This window comes from Curtobacterium sp. AC273, assembly GCF_979253735.1.
On record NZ_CEEDDU010000014.1, the window covers coordinates 64,762 to 80,644 of the forward strand.

Annotated in this window: 11 protein-coding genes and 3 pseudogenes; 12 read left to right on the forward strand and 2 right to left on the reverse strand. The window is 67.9% G+C overall.

Features of this window, described 5'->3' with window-relative positions:
- The first annotated feature begins 40 nt into the window (after positions 1–40).
- Positions 41–3,928, forward strand: a pseudogene (gene rpoC / locus ACZ8AI_RS21480) (DNA-directed RNA polymerase subunit beta').
- Positions 3,929–4,058: 130 nt separating this feature from the next.
- On the opposite strand, the gene ACZ8AI_RS21485 reads toward rpoC, so the two are convergent.
- A complete protein-coding gene (locus ACZ8AI_RS21485) occupies positions 4,059–4,454 on the reverse strand; it encodes a VOC family protein (protein WP_071292565.1) in 396 nt (131 codons plus the stop codon).
- Positions 4,455–4,661: 207 nt separating this feature from the next.
- On the reverse strand, positions 4,662–4,823 hold the full coding sequence (locus tag ACZ8AI_RS21490; RefSeq protein WP_464859786.1) for a hypothetical protein: 162 nt from the start codon (positions 4,821–4,823) through the stop codon (positions 4,662–4,664).
- A gap of 421 nt (positions 4,824–5,244) precedes the next feature.
- Here ACZ8AI_RS21490 and ACZ8AI_RS21495 point away from each other — a divergent pair, with 421 nt between their 5' ends.
- From ACZ8AI_RS21495 to ACZ8AI_RS21545, 11 genes and pseudogenes are all read left to right on the forward strand, one after another.
- Positions 5,245–5,610: a GNAT family N-acetyltransferase gene (locus ACZ8AI_RS21495; RefSeq protein ID WP_464859787.1), complete on the forward strand. Its 366-nt coding sequence runs from the start codon at positions 5,245–5,247 to the stop codon at positions 5,608–5,610.
- Positions 5,611–5,793: 183 nt separating this feature from the next.
- Positions 5,794–7,465 (forward strand): annotated as a pseudogene (locus ACZ8AI_RS21500) (GspE/PulE family protein).
- A 16-nt stretch (positions 7,466–7,481) separates the two neighbouring features.
- The gene (locus tag ACZ8AI_RS21505) at positions 7,482–8,603 is read left to right on the forward strand and encodes a type IV pilus twitching motility protein PilT (protein ID WP_464859788.1); all 1,122 of its coding nucleotides are present in this window, start codon (positions 7,482–7,484) and stop codon (positions 8,601–8,603) included.
- Positions 8,573–9,136: a type IV pilus twitching motility protein PilT gene (locus ACZ8AI_RS21510; protein WP_464859789.1), complete on the forward strand. Its 564-nt coding sequence runs from the start codon at positions 8,573–8,575 to the stop codon at positions 9,134–9,136. The genes ACZ8AI_RS21505 and ACZ8AI_RS21510 overlap by 31 nt, the downstream gene beginning before the upstream one ends.
- The gene (locus ACZ8AI_RS21515) at positions 9,136–10,098 is read left to right on the forward strand and encodes a type II secretion system F family protein (RefSeq protein WP_464859790.1); all 963 of its coding nucleotides are present in this window, start codon (positions 9,136–9,138) and stop codon (positions 10,096–10,098) included. The genes ACZ8AI_RS21510 and ACZ8AI_RS21515 overlap by 1 nt, the downstream gene beginning before the upstream one ends.
- The gene (locus ACZ8AI_RS21520) at positions 9,983–10,360 is read left to right on the forward strand and encodes a type II secretion system F family protein (RefSeq protein ID WP_464859791.1); all 378 of its coding nucleotides are present in this window, start codon (positions 9,983–9,985) and stop codon (positions 10,358–10,360) included. Before ACZ8AI_RS21515 ends, ACZ8AI_RS21520 begins: the two co-directional genes overlap by 116 nt.
- A gap of 196 nt (positions 10,361–10,556) precedes the next feature.
- The gene (locus ACZ8AI_RS21525) at positions 10,557–12,482 is read left to right on the forward strand and encodes a prepilin-type N-terminal cleavage/methylation domain-containing protein (protein ID WP_464859792.1); all 1,926 of its coding nucleotides are present in this window, start codon (positions 10,557–10,559) and stop codon (positions 12,480–12,482) included.
- Entirely contained in the window at positions 12,479–13,189 is a 711-nt protein-coding gene (locus ACZ8AI_RS21530) for a PulJ/GspJ family protein (RefSeq protein WP_464859793.1), read from the forward strand. Before ACZ8AI_RS21525 ends, ACZ8AI_RS21530 begins: the two co-directional genes overlap by 4 nt.
- A 724-nt stretch (positions 13,190–13,913) precedes the next feature.
- The gene (locus tag ACZ8AI_RS21535) at positions 13,914–15,032 is read left to right on the forward strand and encodes a hypothetical protein (protein WP_464859794.1); all 1,119 of its coding nucleotides are present in this window, start codon (positions 13,914–13,916) and stop codon (positions 15,030–15,032) included.
- A gap of 107 nt (positions 15,033–15,139) precedes the next feature.
- A pseudogene (locus tag ACZ8AI_RS21540) lies at positions 15,140–15,607 on the forward strand (prepilin peptidase); the annotation flags it as partial.
- Between the two features lie 80 nt (positions 15,608–15,687).
- A complete protein-coding gene (locus ACZ8AI_RS21545) occupies positions 15,688–15,870 on the forward strand; it encodes a hypothetical protein (RefSeq protein WP_464859795.1) in 183 nt (60 codons plus the stop codon).
- Positions 15,871–15,883 lie beyond the last annotated feature (13 nt).

Below are 15,883 nucleotides of genomic sequence, written 5' to 3' on the forward strand. Positions count from 1 at the left end.
CCGCCCGTACTCGTAACGAATCCAGCTAGAGAGAAGAACATTGCTCGAAGCAACTTCATTTGACGCACTGCGGATCGGCCTCGCCACGGCCGAGGACATCCGCCAGTGGTCGTACGGCGAGGTCAAGAAGCCGGAGACCATCAACTACCGCACCCTCAAGCCCGAGAAGGATGGTCTGTTCGGCGAGCAGATCTTCGGTCCGTCCCGCGACTGGGAGTGCGCCTGCGGCAAGTACAAGCGTGTCCGGTTCAAGGGCATCGTCTGCGAGCGCTGCGGCGTCGAGGTCACCAAGTCCTCGGTCCGTCGTGAGCGCATGGGCCACATCGAGCTCGCCGCGCCCGTCACGCACATCTGGTACTTCAAGGGCGTCCCGTCGCGCCTCGGGTACCTCCTCGACATGGCGCCGAAGGACCTCGAGAAGGTCATCTACTTCGCGGCGTACATGATCATCGACATCGATGAAGAGGGCCGTCACGCGGACATGCCGGGTCTCGAGAACGAGATGCGTCTCGAGATCAAGACCCTCGAGGGACAGCGCGACTCGATCATCGCCGACCGCCTCAAGAAGCTCGAGGACGACCTGGCAGCGCTCGAAGAGGAAGGTGCGAAGGCCGACGTCAAGCGCCGCACCAAGGACACCGCCGAGAAGGAGATGTCCCAGGTCCGCAAGTCGTTCGACGAGGACATCACCCGTCTCGAGCGCGTGTGGGAGGACTTCCGCAACCTCAAGGTGGGCGACCTCAAGCCCGAGGACGCCGTCTTCCACGAGCTCCAGGACCGCTTCGGGATCTACTTCGACGCCTACATGGGCGCCGAGGCGATCAAGCTGCGGCTCGAGGCGTTCGACCTGGCCGCCGAGGCCGAGGCACTGCGCCTGCAGATCGCCGAGGGCAAGGGCCAGAAGAAGATCCGCGCGATCAAGCGTCTGCGCGTCGTCAGCTCCTTCCTCGCCACCGGCAACTCGCCGGCAGCGATGGTGCTCGGCGTCGTGCCGGTCATCCCGCCGGAGCTCCGCCCGATGGTGCAGCTCGACGGTGGCCGTTTCGCCACGTCGGACCTCAACGACCTCTACCGTCGTGTGATCAACCGCAACAACCGTCTCTCGCCGCCTGCTCGACCTCGGTGCCCCCGAGATCATCGTGAACAACGAGAAGCGCATGCTGCAGGAAGCCGTTGACGCGCTGTTCGACAACGGTCGTCGTGGTCGTCCCGTCACGGGTACCGGCAACCGCGCCCTGAAGTCCCTGAGCGACATGCTCAAGGGCAAGCAGGGTCGTTTCCGCCAGAACCTGCTCGGCAAGCGCGTCGACTACTCGGGCCGTTCGGTCATCATCGTCGGCCCGCAGCTGAAGCTGCACCAGTGCGGTCTGCCCAAGCAGATGGCGCTGGAGCTCTTCAAGCCGTTCGTCATCAAGCGCCTCATCGACCTGTCGCACGCGCAGAACATCAAGTCGGCGAAGCGCATGGTCGAGCGTTCGCGTCCGCAGGTGTGGGACGTGCTCGAGGAGATCATCCGCGAGCGCCCCGTGCTGCTGAACCGTGCGCCGACGCTGCACCGTCTGGGCATCCAGGCGTTCGAGCCGCAGCCTCGTCGAGGGCAAGGCCATCCAGCTCCACCCGCTCGTGTGTGCTGCGTTCAACGCGGACTTCGACGGCGACCAGATGGCCGTGCACCTGCCGCTGTCGGTCGAGGCCCAGGCCGAGGCCCGCATCCTGATGCTCGCCTCGAACAACATCCTCAAGCCGTCCGACGGCCGTCCGGTGACCCTGCCCGCACAGGACATGATCATCGGTCTGCACCACCTCACGACCGTCCGCGAGGGCGCCGTGGGTGAGGGTCGTGCGTTCTCCTCCGTCGCCGAGGCCATCCTCGCGAAGGACCAGAACACCCTGCACCTGAACGCGCTCGTCAAGATCCGCATGTCCGACGTGTGGTTCGCCGAGGGCGAGGCCCCTGAGGGCTACGTGCAGGGCGAGCCGGTGCTGCTCGAGACGACCCTCGGCCGTGCGCTCTTCAACGAGACCCTCCCGACGAACTACCCGTTCGTCCAGAAGGTCACGGACAAGGGCGTGCTCTCCGCGATCGTCAACGACCTCGCAGAGCGCTACTCCAAGACCGAGACGGCCGCCGCGCTGGACCGGATCAAGGACGCCGGCTTCTACTGGGGCACGCGCTCCGGTGTGACCGTCGCGCTCTCGGACGTCGTGACGCCTCCTCGCAAGAAGGAGATCATCGCGGGCTACGAGATCCAGGCCGCCAAGGTGCAGGGCGAGTTCGACAAGGGTCTGATCACCGACGCGGAACGTCGCGCCGACCTGATCAAGATCTGGACCGAGGCCACGAACGAGATCGCGCAGGAGATGCGTGACAACTTCCCGGTCGACAACACCATCAACCGCATGGTGTCGTCCGGTGCTCGTGGTAACTGGTTGCAGGTCCGCAACATCGCCGGTATGCGTGGTCTGGTGAACAACCCGAAGGGCGAGATCATCGCCCGCCCGATCATCAACTCGTACCGCGAGGGCCTGACCGTGGCGGAGTACTTCATCGCCACGCACGGTGCTCTGCAAGGGTCTTGCCGACACCGCGCTCCGTACCGCGGACTCCGGGTACCTCACCCGTCGTCTCGTGGACGTCCTCGCAGGACGTCATCATCCGCGAGGACGACTGCGGCACGAGCCGGGGCCTCGAGCTCCCGATCGCGACCGTGGGCGCCGACGGCAAGCTGGTCCGCGACCCGCGCGTCGAGAACACCGTGTACTCCCGCACCCTGGCCGTCGAGGCCGTGGACGCAAAGGGCACGGTCGTCGCCGAGGCTCGCTGAGGACGTCGGTGACGTCCTCCTCGAGAAGCTGCTCGCTGCCGGTGTCGAGAGCATCAAGGTGCGCTCGGTCCTGACCTCGCGAGTCGGCCATCGGTGTCTGCGCGAAGTGCTACGGCCGTTCGCTCGCCACGGGCAACCTCGTCGACATCGGCGAGGCGGTCGGCATCATCGCCGCCCAGTCCATCGGTGAGCCCGGTACCCAGCTGACGATGCGTACCTTCCACACGGGTGGTTCGGCCTCGGCCGACGACATCACCCAGGGTCTGCCGCGTGTCACCGAGCTGTTCGAGGCGCGGACCCCGAAGGGCGCGTCCCCGATCGCCGAGGCCCCCGGCCGCGCCACGATCGAGGACACCGACAAGGGTCGTCGCATCATCCTCACGCCGGACAACGGCGACGAGCCGTTCATCTACCCGGTGCTCAAGCGTGCGACCCTCCTCATCGAGGACGGCCAGCACGTCGAGCTCGGCGAGCAGTTCATCGCCGGCACCGTGGACCCGAAGGAAGTCCTCCGGGTCAAGGGTGTGCGTGAGGTCCAGAAGCACCTCGTCAACGGTGTGCAGGACGTGTACGGCCCGCAGGGCGTGCCGATCCACGACAAGCACATCGAGGTCATCGTGCGCCAGATGCTCCGCAAGGTCACCGTCGTCGACCACGGCGACACCGACCTGCTCCCGGGCGAGCTCGTGGACCGTTCGCGGTACAACGCGCTCAACCGCGCGGCGCTGCAGGAGGGTCGCAAGACCGCTTCCGCTCGCCAGGAGGTCATGGGCATCACGAAGGCGTCCCTCGCGACCGAGTCGTGGCTGTCCGCCGCTTCCTTCCAGGAGACCACCCGCGTGCTCACGCAGGCGGCCATGGAGGGCAAGCAGGACCACCTCGGCGGCCTCAAGGAGAACGTCATCATCGGGAAGCTCATCCCCGCCGGGACGGGCCTCAGCCGGTACCGCGACGTGGACGTGAACGCGACGGAAGAAGCGAAGGCGGAGCGGTACCCGAACCGCATCTTCGCGGACGACTCGTCGTTCTCGGACGCCGACCTGAGCTTCGTCGACTTCGACAGCTTCTCGTCGGACGACTTCACGCCGGGCACCTACAACTGAGTCTGATGTGATCCCACGAAGGCCCCGTCTCCGCAAGCGAGGCGGGGCCTTCGTCGTGTCGTCACCACGTGACGGCCTGGAGGCGCGGGTCGGCGGCGCCACGCGCCTCCAGTCCGTCAGCCGGTGCCGTCTAGACCGCGCGGTCGGCGCCGTTGTCGCGGCCGGACCCGCGGCCGGTCTCGTCGACCAGGGAGAACAGGCTGAGGACGTTGCCGTCGGGGTCGCGGACGTCGAACCAGTCGACGGCGCCGTCGACGCACTCGACCGGGCCGATGTCGATGCCGAGGGAGCCGATGCGTGCGTGCTGGGCGGCGACGTCGTCGACGCCGAAGCGGACGCTGACCGGGTTCTCCTCGGCGTTCTCGTCCTCGTAGAGCTGGATCCAGATGCCGCCGACCTCGTACTCGGCGATGCCCTCGTCCGGTTCGAGGTCCGGCTCGGCACGTTCGAACACGGCGCCGTACCAGAGGCAGGACGCCTCGATGTCGGTGACGGGCAGCCCCACGGTCACACTCGTGATGTCCATGACTCATCATGTCCCGGGTGGTGCCCGCGCGTCGAGGGGTTTCCGCGTCGGCCGCGTCATGTGCACCGGGTCCGGTGCGTCCATCCGGTCTGGCGCGTGAGTCCGGTCTGGCAGGGTGGACGGATGGCGACGCTGCGCGAACGGATCACTGCCCCGGCCCACCTCGAACCCCCGATGCCGGTCGGTGGGCTGACGTTCCGTGCCGGGTCACGACAGGACCTCGGGGCGGTGCACGCCGTGGCGGTCGCAGCGGCTGCCGTGGACGATCCCCACGCGCATCCCTCCACAGCGGACTTCGAGCGGACGCTGTCCACCGAGGGGCTGGACGTCGAGCGGGACACCCTCGTCGGCGTCGACGATGAGGGGCATGTGCAGGCCTACGGCATCGTCATCGACGTCCCCTCCCGGGTCACCGCCGCCCGCGCGGTCCTCGACGGGGCGGTGCACCCCGCGCTGCGTGGTCGTGGGATCGGGCGACGGGTGTTCGCGTGGCAGGTGGGTCGCGCCCGCCAGCGGCTCGCGGCGCTCGACGTCGACGTGCCGGCGACGATCGAGATCGGCGCTCCCGACGGCGCTCCGTCACTGCGGCTCGCGGCACGGTTCGGGTTCGAGCCGACGCGCAACTGGATCGACATGGAAGCGGTGCTCGACGGTGCCGCCGGCGGTTCCACGGACGCCGTCCCGGCGCTGCCCGACGGCTTCGTCGTGCGGGCGGCCACCGCGGACGACATCGAGCCGTTGCGCATCGCCAAGAACGACGCCTTCCCGCGACCACTGGGGGTCGCAGCCGATGGTGGAGCCGGACTGGCGCGGGTTCCTCACCGCGGCCAAGAGCCGGCTCGACCTGTCCCGCGTGGTGCTCGACGCCGACGGTGCGATCGCGGCGTTCGCCATCGTCGAGGTGGACCCGGACGGCTTCGCGGCCCGCGGGCGCTCGTACGGGTACGTGCACTGGGTCGGTGTGGTGCGCGGTGCCCGTGGTCTGGGGCTCGCGCCGATCGTCACCGACGCCGTCCTGCGGGCCGTCCGGGCCGACGGTCTGTCGGCCGCGGTGCTCCACGTCGACGCCGAGAACCCGAGCGGGGCGGGGCGCATCTACGAGCGCCTCGGGTTCGTCGCGGGCGCGGTGCACGTCACGGCCTCGACGCCCCTCTGACGAGGGGCCGCCCGAGGGGCGGTACCGGCCGGTACCCCTGCACTGGGGACACCGACACCCCCTCGCCCCCTCGTTGTGGGACTGCGGGGGGCCTTCGGCGCGGACGTAGCGTGGTCGGGCGCCGATTCCCTGCGGCGCTCGTCACGACGACCCGCGCCCGACCCGAAGGAGGCTCCGGGGCACATGGCCACGCTGTCCGAGATCCTCATCCTCAACGGAGCCCTGCCGATCGAGTACCTCGACTCGATGACCGGCGACGAGGAGATCGACGACCGTTCGATCCGATCGCTCGTCGACCAGGGGCTCGTCAGCGAGGCGCAGTACATCACCGCCCGCGCAGCCTCGCACAACTCCAAGACCGTGCCCCTGACCGACTACCCGGTCGACGGCACCGCGGTGTCGATGCTCCCCGCGGCGCTCTGCCGTCGGCACGGGGTGCTCGGCGTCGGGTTCGAGGGCGAGGTCCTCGTCCTCGCCATGGTGAACCCCACCAACGTCCTGGCGATCGACGACGCCCGCACCGCCTCGGGCCGCCCGGTGAAGCCGCTGCCAGGTCGAGGAGCGCGACCTCGCGGCCGCGCTCGACCGCTACCTGCGTGCCGACGACGAGCTGAACGACCTGACCTCCTCGCTCGAGGAAGAGGCGTCCTCGCAGGCCCAGCAGCAGGTCGACCCGACCGACGGCGCCCTCGACGACGTCCCGATCGTCCGCTTCGTGAACCTGCTCGTCTCGCAGGCCATCCAGGACCACGCGTCCGACATCCACATCGAGCCCGGCGAGCACGAGGTCCGGGTCCGCTACCGCATCGACGGCGTGCTCCACGAGATGGCGCCCGCGCCGAAGAACATCCAGAACGGCGTCATCAGCCGTCTGAAGATCATGAGCGACATCGACATCGCCGAGCGTCGGAAGCCGCAGGACGGCCGCATGTCGGTGCGCCACGGCGGTCGGCAGATCGACCTCCGTGTCGCGACCCTCCCCACGGTGTGGGGCGAGAAGGTCGTCATGCGGATCCTCGACAACACGAACACGTCGATGTCCCTCAAGGACCCCAACCTGCTCGAGCAGAACTTCCAGGCGTACCAGCGCTCCTACTCGAAGCCCTACGGCATGATCCTGGTCACGGGGCCGACCGGTTCGGGCAAGTCGACGACGCTCTACACGACGCTCAACGCCGTCGCGAAGCCCGAGATCAACGTGATCACCGTCGAGGACCCGGTCGAGTACCGGATGGCCGGCATCAACCAGGTGCAGGTCAATCCGAAGGCCGGTCTGACGTTCGCGTCGGCGCTCCGCTCGATCCTGCGCTCAACCCCGACGTGGTGCTCCTCGGTGAGATCCGCGACCACGAGACCGCGCAGATCGCGATCGAGGCCTCGCTCACCGGCCACCTCGTGCTCTCGACCCTGCACACGAACGACGCCCCCTCGGCGATCACCCGGCTCACCGAGATGGACATCGAGCCGTTCCTCGGTCGGCTCCGCGCTCGACTCCGTCGTCGCCCAGCGTCTCGCCCGGCGGCTCTGCGACCGCTGCAAGGCGCCGGCGCAGTACACGCCGGCGCAGCTCGTGGCGCTCGGCTTCGTGGCGTCCGAGGACGCGGCCGTGTCCGAGTTCTTCGGCCCCGTCGGCTGTGCCGTCTGCTCGAACACCGGGTACCGCGGCCGCATCGCCCTGCACGAGGTCATGACCGTGACCGAGGAGATCGAACGCCTCGCGGTCTCGCGGGCCTCGAGCGCCGAGATCAGCCGCGTCGCCCAGCAGCAGGGCATGCTCACCCTCCGCCAGGACGGGTGGGAGAAGGTCAAGCTCGGCATGACGAGCATCGACGAGATCCTGCGCGTGGTCGCGTAGGCGTGGGAGTGGAACGATGACTGACTCCGTCTACGACATCTCCGTGCCCGGGGACGAGCCCGTCGCGGGCTGGCACCCCGGACGGCCGGGCACCGAGGTCGGTGGCCGTCGTGCTGCGCGGCTCGCTGCCGCCGCGGCGCAGCAGCCGACCTCGCCCGGCCTGGAGGCACGGGTCACCACCGCCCCGGCCGGTCCGGTCCACGACCTGTCGAGTGACACCGCCGCGTGGCCGGCCCCGCCTGCCCCGGCCCCGGCCCCGGTCCCGGCTCCGGCCGCGACGTGGCCCGTCCCGACCGGCGACCCCGTCGCCGTGCCGGTCGCGCAGCCGCACGCCGCTCCCGCGACGCCGCCCGCAGCCGTCCCGCCGTCGACGGCGTCCTACGGGTACGCCGACGCCGCGACCCAGCACCTGCCGGTCGTGCCCGCCGACCCGACCACGGTCCTCCAGGCCGTCCACGCACCCACCTACGCGCCCGCACCCGACGGTCAGGCCGAGATCAACTTCACGCGCCACGCGCGCGAAGTCGCGGACCCCGACCTCATCACCGCGCTCGCGCAGGTGGTCTACCAGGGTGCGTCCGACCTGCACCTCACCGCGGACGCCGCCCCCACCGTGCGCGTCGACGGGTCGCTCCGGCCTGCCGTCCCCGGCGGCCCGTGGGCCCGCAACAAGGTGATCGCCGCGCTCAAGACGCTGCTGTCCGTCGAGCAGGCCGGCCAGTTCGACCACGACCAGGAGCTCGACTTCGCGTACTCGCTGTCACCGGAGTACCGCTTCCGCGTGAACTACTACCAGCAGCGCGGCAACTGGGGCGCGGCGTTCCGCATCATCCCCACCAAGATCAAGACCCTCAAGGAACTCGGCATCCCCGAGTACGTGGAGTTCGCCAAGCTGCCCCGCGGGCTCGTGCTCGTCACCGGACCGACCGGCTCCGGCAAGTCGACGACCCTCGCGGCGCTCATCGACCTGGTCAACGAGACCCGTGCCGACCACATCGTGACGGTCGAGGACCCGATCGAGTTCATGCACGACCACAAGAAGGCGATCATCAACCAGCGCGAGGTCCGGTGCGGACACGCACCTCCTTCGCCGCCGCCCTCAAGCACGTGCTCCGCCAGGACCCCGACGTCATCCTGATCGGTGAGCTCCGCGACCTCGAGACCATCTCCGTCGCCCTCACCGCCGCCGAGACCGGTCACCTCGTGTTCGCGACCCTGCACACGCAGAGCGCCCCGGGCACGATCGACCGCGTCATCGACGTCTTCCCGCCGCACCAGCAGGGACAGATCCGGACGCAGCTCGCCTCCACCCTCGAAGGCGTCGTCTGCCAGACCCTCGTGCCGAAGGCCAACGGCTCCGGCCGCGTCGTCGCGACCGAGATCATGAAGACCACCCCGGCCATCGGGAACCTCGTGCGCGAGGGCAAGACGTACCAGATCACCTCGGCCATGCAGGCCGGGCGCGACATGGGCATGCACACGATGGACCAGGACCTCGCCGAACTCGTCAACGTCGGCACCATCACGCGGAAGGCCGCGCTCGAGAAGGTGCACGACCTCGAGGGCTTCGACCGGCTCGTGCAGCGCGTCGAGTCGCCGTCCGACTCCTCCGCCGCCGCCATCGCCGCGTCCGAGATCGACTTCGGCGACAAGTACTCAGGAGGCCACTGATGTCGCTCGCCTACGACTACCGAGGGCGCGACGGCGCCGGCAAGCTCGTGAAGGGGCGGCTCGACGCGTCCTCCGAGGGAGCCGTCGTCCAGCGGTTGCGGGGGATGGGCGTCTCGCCGATCGCCATCACCGAGGCGAAGGCCGGCACGGGGTTGCAGACCGAGATCAAGATCCCCGGGTTCGAGAAGGGCGTGGGCCTCAAGGACCTGGCGATCATGTCGCGGCAGGCCTCGACCATGCTGTCGTCCGGGCTCTCGCTGCTCCAGGCGCTGTCGATCCTGTCCGACCAGACGGAGAACAAGAAGCTCAAGGACATCCTGGGCAAGGTCCGCGACGACGTCGAGCGCGGTGTCTCGTTCTCGGATGCCGTGGCGAAGTACCCGGTGGACTTCCCGCCGATCATGATCAACATGATCCGGGCGGGGGAGACGGGTGGGTTCCTCGATCAGGCGATGGACTCGATCGCGACGAACTTCGAGAAGGAGCACAAGCTCCGCGCGACGATCAAGTCGGCGATGACGTACCCGGTGGTCGTGTTGTGCATGTCCCTGGTCGCCGTCGTGATCATGCTCGTGTTCATCGTGCCGATCTTCCAGAACATGTTCTCGAGCCTCGGAGGGCAAGCTGCCGCTGCCGACGATGATGCTCGTCTGGCTCTCGCAGGCGATGGTCTACGTCGGACCGGTCCTCGCCGTCGCGATCATCCTCGGGTGGCTCTGGTGGCGAGCGAACAAGAACACGGATCCTGTCCGCGGCGCCATCGATCCACTCAAGCTCCGGCTGCCGGTGTTCGGACAGCTCAACCGCAAGATCGTCATGGCTCGGTTCGCTCGGAACCTGTCGAACATGATCGGGGCCGGCGTCCCGATCCTCGAAGCCCTGCAGATCGCCGGGCAAGTGTCCAACAACTTCGTCGTCGAGCGCGCATTGCGGCGAGTTTCCGAAGCCGTGCGAAAAGGTGAATCGATCGCCGCCCCGCTCGAGCGGGAAACAGTCTTCCCGACAATGGTTGCGCAAATGATCGCGGTCGGTGAAGACGCCGGATCCATGGAATTGATGCTCGAGCGTATCGCCGTGTTCTACGACAATGAAGTAGAGGCATCGACCGAGGCGCTGACCTCGCTGATCGAGCCGCTGCTCATCGGATTCCTCGGCGTGGTCGTCGGCGGCATGATCGTCGCGCTGTACTTGCCGATCTTCCAGATCTCGTCGCTCGTCAAGTAGGGCGCTGCCAGAGCTGACCACCCCTTCACGGGGGTGGTCAGCTCTTTGCCCACCCCCGGTACTGGGGGCATTTCGCACCCCCGATCACCCCGTTCTCGGGATTATGCCGACAAAGCGCCCTGAATACTCTTGTCAGCGGCGGCGGAGCAGTCCCCGGCACAAACCCCCATTGCATCCCAGAAGAATGGAAACCACCATGTACTTCGCTCTCATGGGCAAGCTCAACGCTCGCCGCAAGGCCCTCCTCGAGGACAAGGAAAAGGGCTTCACGCTCATCGAGCTCCTCGTCGTCGTGATCATCATCGGCATCCTCGCCGCGATCGCCATCCCGGTGTACCTCGGCGTCCAGAACAACGCGAAGGACTCCAGCGCGAAGTCGGACCTCTCGAACTTCAAGACCGCCGTCGTGGCCATCCAGTCGTCGACTGGTTCACTTCCGCTGCCGCGACCTACGGGACCGGTACCAACGGCACTGCACTCACCGCCGATCTCAAGAGCGCCGGCGCGAGCCTCAGCGGCAACACCAACCCTCTCGTCTACACGACGACGGCGGGTTCGTCGACTGCCTCCCCGACGTTCAAGGTCGTGGGGACGAGCTCGACCGGGAAGACCTTCTGCGCCTCTGACTCGTCCGGCGTGGTTGACGGCTCAACCTGCTGACAGTGGTCCAGAGACGGGCCGTGACCTTCGTCACGGCCCGTCTCTGCACCACCTACGACCGCCGCGCACACGAGAGAGGCTGAGCATGCTGTTGCGCATCGTCGACCGCCCCCGCGCGGCGCGAGAGTCCGATGAGGGCTTCTCGATCATCGAGGTCATGGTCGCGATGACCGTGTTCGCGATGATCGCCGCCGGCGTCGCCGCCGGGATCGTCTCGACGATGTACCTCACCCAGGACAACCGCTCTCGTGAGGCAGCACTCAACCTCGCCAACCAGGCCCTCGACGCGGCCCGGAGCACCATGGACGTCTTCACACTGGACGACGACACGTCGTCGCAGCGTGTCGGCAACCAGGACTACACGATCAAGCAGACCACGAACTGGATCAACTCCGACGGCTCCGACAACTCGTGCGGCGCAGGCTCCGGAGCGCTCGCGTACAAGCGCGTGGCGATCACCGTCTCGTGGACGAGCGGAACGTCCCCGCGCCAGAAGAACGTCGTCCTCGACAGCTTGATCGCTCCGTCGTCGGCGGTCTCGAGCGCCACGGCATCGACGATCGTCGTCGGCGTCCGTACCGCCACCGGCGGCCCGAACACGGGAGTCGCCGTGACGATCACCCCTGTTTCGGGTGGCGCCACGAGCCTGTCCAACCCGCCCGCCGCGACTGATGCGAACGGCTGCAGCTACGCAGTGGGGGTGACGCCGGGTACGTACAAGGTGTCGATCTCGAAAGCCGGCAACGTCGACAAGGCCGGTGTCACCTCGCCGGACGCGTCGGTCGCCACCACAGCAGGCGGCGTCGGCAGCGCTTCTTTCCTCTACGACCAGGGCGTCACGGTGACCGCCGGACCGCCCCTGAACCTCAAGGACGGCGTGGCGGCGAAGCTCCCGACGTCGATGCCGATGACCTACCGGTACGACGACTCGGTGAGGATCGTCTCGACGACGTCCGCGACGCTCTTCCCGTACCAGTGGACCGCGATCGCCGGCGGGTATTCGGCGGACTGTAAGAGCGTCGATCCGACCGCGTGGCCGACTGCTGCGAACCTGACCACGTCGCCCAACATCTTCAACGCCTCCGACGGATCCACGCCGGGCTACAACCCGACCACCGCGACCGCGGCGACCGCGAGGGCGCCCATGGGCGTGTTCAACGTGAAGATGAGCGGACTCGACACGGTGCTGGTCGCGACGGTCAAGAACACCGCGGCGGTGCCGAACGGTGATCCGGGCTGCTCGCCGTCGACGACGTACTACTTCACCGGGATGTCTGCCGCCTCGGCGACGGCGGTCGCGCTGCCGTTCGGAACGTGGACGCTCCGGGGGACGACGAGCATCCTGGGTGTCTTGAGCACGAACTCGCAGACGGTGTCGTCGAACCCGAACGTGACGAACCTCAAGGTCTCGACGAGCGGCAACGTCGTGACGCTCGATCCGCGGACGGTCCCGACATCGTGATCGCGTCGGTCCGTCGAATGGTTGCTCGTGCTCGCTCCGACGAGCGCGGCATCACCCTGGTCGAGCTCCTGGTGGCCATGAGCCTGTCGCTCATCGTCCTCACCATCGCCGGCTCGTTCCTCGTCGCCTCGCAGAAGGCTTCGGTGACGGCGGCGTCGGTCAGCCAGAACACCCGTGCCGCGTCCGTCGCGATGAACGAGATCGGTCGAGTCCTCCGCGCGGCGACCGACAATCCCGTGCCGACGGGCGACGACTCGCAGTACGCGTTCCAGTACGCGAGCGCGACGTCCGTCCGCTTCTTCGCCTACGTCAACCTGGACTCGACGCTCTCGAAGCCGGTCCAGGTGCAGCTCACCCTCGACCCGACGACCAAACGACTCACCGAGACGAAGTGGAACGGAACTGCGGTGTCGGGCAATTCCTCGTACTTCGCATTCCCCCTCGCCTCCGGTCCCACGCCGTCGGCGACCGCCACGTCACGACGGACGCTCGCGTCCTCTGTGGTGAACACCGTCGCCTTCACCTTCAGGGACGCCTCCAACAACCCGCTCGGATCGTCGACCTCACCGGTCGCCGCCGCAGACCTGCCCAACATCCGCACGGTCAGCATCACGATGACGGTCGGGGCCAGTTCGACGGACCCGAACGCCGTGACCCTGACCAACACCGCGAGCCTGCCGAACATCGTGATGGGAGCCTCCTCGTGATCCGGATGCTGCGTGCAGTACGCGCGCGTGACGACGAACAGGGCATCGCCCTCGTGGCCGTGGTCGGCATCGGCACGGTGGTGATGCTCCTCGTCGCGACGATGGTCGCCATCGCCACGTCGGGCGCGACGGCCACCTCGACGGACCGGTCCTGGAACCGCGCGATCGCTGCGGCGTACGCCGGCGTGGCCGACTACCAGTCCCGGCTCAACGCCGACAACACGTACGGCAACTACGGCCAGTCGAGCGCACCGTTCAGCGCGACCTCGAATAGCACCTTCACGAAGGGGCCGGGGGACAACCCCGCGTTCAACTACCGGACCGGGCAGCCGTGGGTGTCGGTTCCGACCGGCGACGGATCTGCGAGCGACTCCTCGTTCCGGTACGCCGTCGACAACAGCAAGCTCTCGTCCCAGGGCGTGATCCGGTTGCAGTCCACGGGGCGTTCTGGAACGACCACCCGCACGGTGGTGGCGAACGTCCGGCCCGACGGCTTCTCCAACTACCTCTACTTCACGAACTACGAGTCGGGTGACCCGACGGTGACGAACGAGAAGGCCTCGAACTTCAGCTCCAGCTCCTGCACTTCGGCCTACCGTCCCGTCGCGACGAGCACGAGCTGCGACCAGATCCAGTTCGGCTCCGGCGACGTGCTCGAAGGGCCGGTGCGCTCGAACGACCAGATCAAGGTGTGTGGGCACGTTTCAAGAGCACGGTGCAGAGCGTGTACGGCGTCTCCAGCAGCGGATGCTCCGTCGGCCGGTACGCGTCGAGCCCCACGACGTCGTCGACGCTCACGCCGCCGGCGACGATCGGAGACCTGCGGGACTTCACGCGCTCCGACCTGACGTCCACCACCAGCACCGTCGAGGGGGCGGGGTGCCTCTACACCGGCCCGACGAAGATCACCTTCAACGGTGACGGCACGATGACCGTGCGCTCGCCGTTGACGATCGCCACGCAGGTCACCGGGGCAACCGCGACGCCGGGAGCGTCGATCACCGGCGTGAACCAGGACTCCGCCGCTGCCGCGTCGAAGTGCGGAGCGCCCACCGACCTGCGGAGTTCCAACGGAGCTCGGGTGGCCATCCCGAAGAACAACCTCATCTTCGTCCAGAACGAGCCGAGTGCGCGGGCGAGTGGGGCTGTCCAGGATCCCAACTACTGGAAGGGCAACTCGACGCTCAAGAACGTCGCGACGGCCTGCGACGCGACCGCGAACGCCAGCACCGCCACGAACTTCAAGCCGAACGGTGTCGGGTTCCCGTACGTCGGGTCGTCCGCTTCCAACTCGGAGACGGACCCCACGGCAGGTGACGGAACGAAGGTGACCGCTCCGTACGCCTGCGACCGCGGCGACGCCTTCGTCCAGGGCACCGTCGACAAGGCTGTGACCATCGCTGCGGAGAACTACCTCTACGTCACAGGCGACATCGAGTACCCGGCGAGTCGCAGCGCGTCGACCGTGCTCGGTCTGATCGGCCAGCGCGCCGTGTGGGTGTGGAACCCGATCAACTCCAACAACAGCGCCATCCTGTCGGCGGACCGCGAGATCGACGCAGCGATCCTCTCGAACAACGGGACCTTCGTGGTGCAGAACTGGACCCGTGGGTCGTCGGCGGGTCGTGGCACGCTCACTGTGAGCGGCTCGATCGCACAGAACTTCCGCGGAGCCGTCGGGCTGGCCAGCGGACAGGGCTACACGAAGGCGTACACGTTCGACTCGAGCTTGGCGACCTACACGCCGCCGAAGTTCCCCCAGCCGACGGTGACCACCTACCGGGTTGCGACGCAGGTCGAGTCCAAGACCGCGTACGACGCGAGCGGAGCGGCGATCTCGTGATGAGTGAGTCGATGACCCTGGCGGCGCTGCTCGCAGCGTTCGGGGGCGTGTTCGGCCTCGCCGTCGGGTCCTTCCTCAACGTCGTCGTGTACCGCGTGCCCGCTGGGATGTCGGTCGTCGCCCCGGCTTCGGCCTGCCCGAAGTGCGGCAGAGCGATCCGAGGGGTCGACAACGTCCCCGTCCTCTCGTGGCTCGCGCTCCGAGGGCGCTGCCGCGACTGCAGTGAGCCGATCTCGGCGCGCTACCCGCTCGTCGAGGCGGTGACGGCGGTCTTGTTCCTCGTGGTCGGTATCCGGTTCCTCCCGGACGCTGGGACGACCGGCGCTGTCTTCGCGGGGCACCTCGTCCTGATCGTCACTTTGCTCTACCTCATGGCGGTGAGTGTCGCCCTGACCCTCATCGACCTCGACACGCAGACCCTCCCGAACCGGATCGTGATCCCGATGTACCCGGTACTCGCCGGCCTGCTCGCCGTCGCGACGATCCTCACCGGCGACTGGGTGGCGCTGCTGCGTGCGGTGATCGGGCTGCTCGTGCTCGGAGGTGTGTACCTGGTCCTCGCGCTCGCGGTGCCCCGGGGAATGGGTTTCGGCGACGTCAAGCTCGCCGGCGCGCTGGGCTTCGTGCTCGCGTACCTCGGATGGGGACCCTCGCTGTGGGTGCTTTCGGAGCCTTCCTCCTCGGAGGTACCTTCGGCATCGTCCTGCTCCTCGTCCGACGAGCCGGTCGATCGACCGGTATCCCGTTCGGACCGTGGATGCTCCTCGGTGCGTGGGTGGGGGCATTCGTCGGCACCCCGATCTGGGACGCGTACCTCCGCCTACTCGGTCTCGTCTGACGGACCGCCCTCA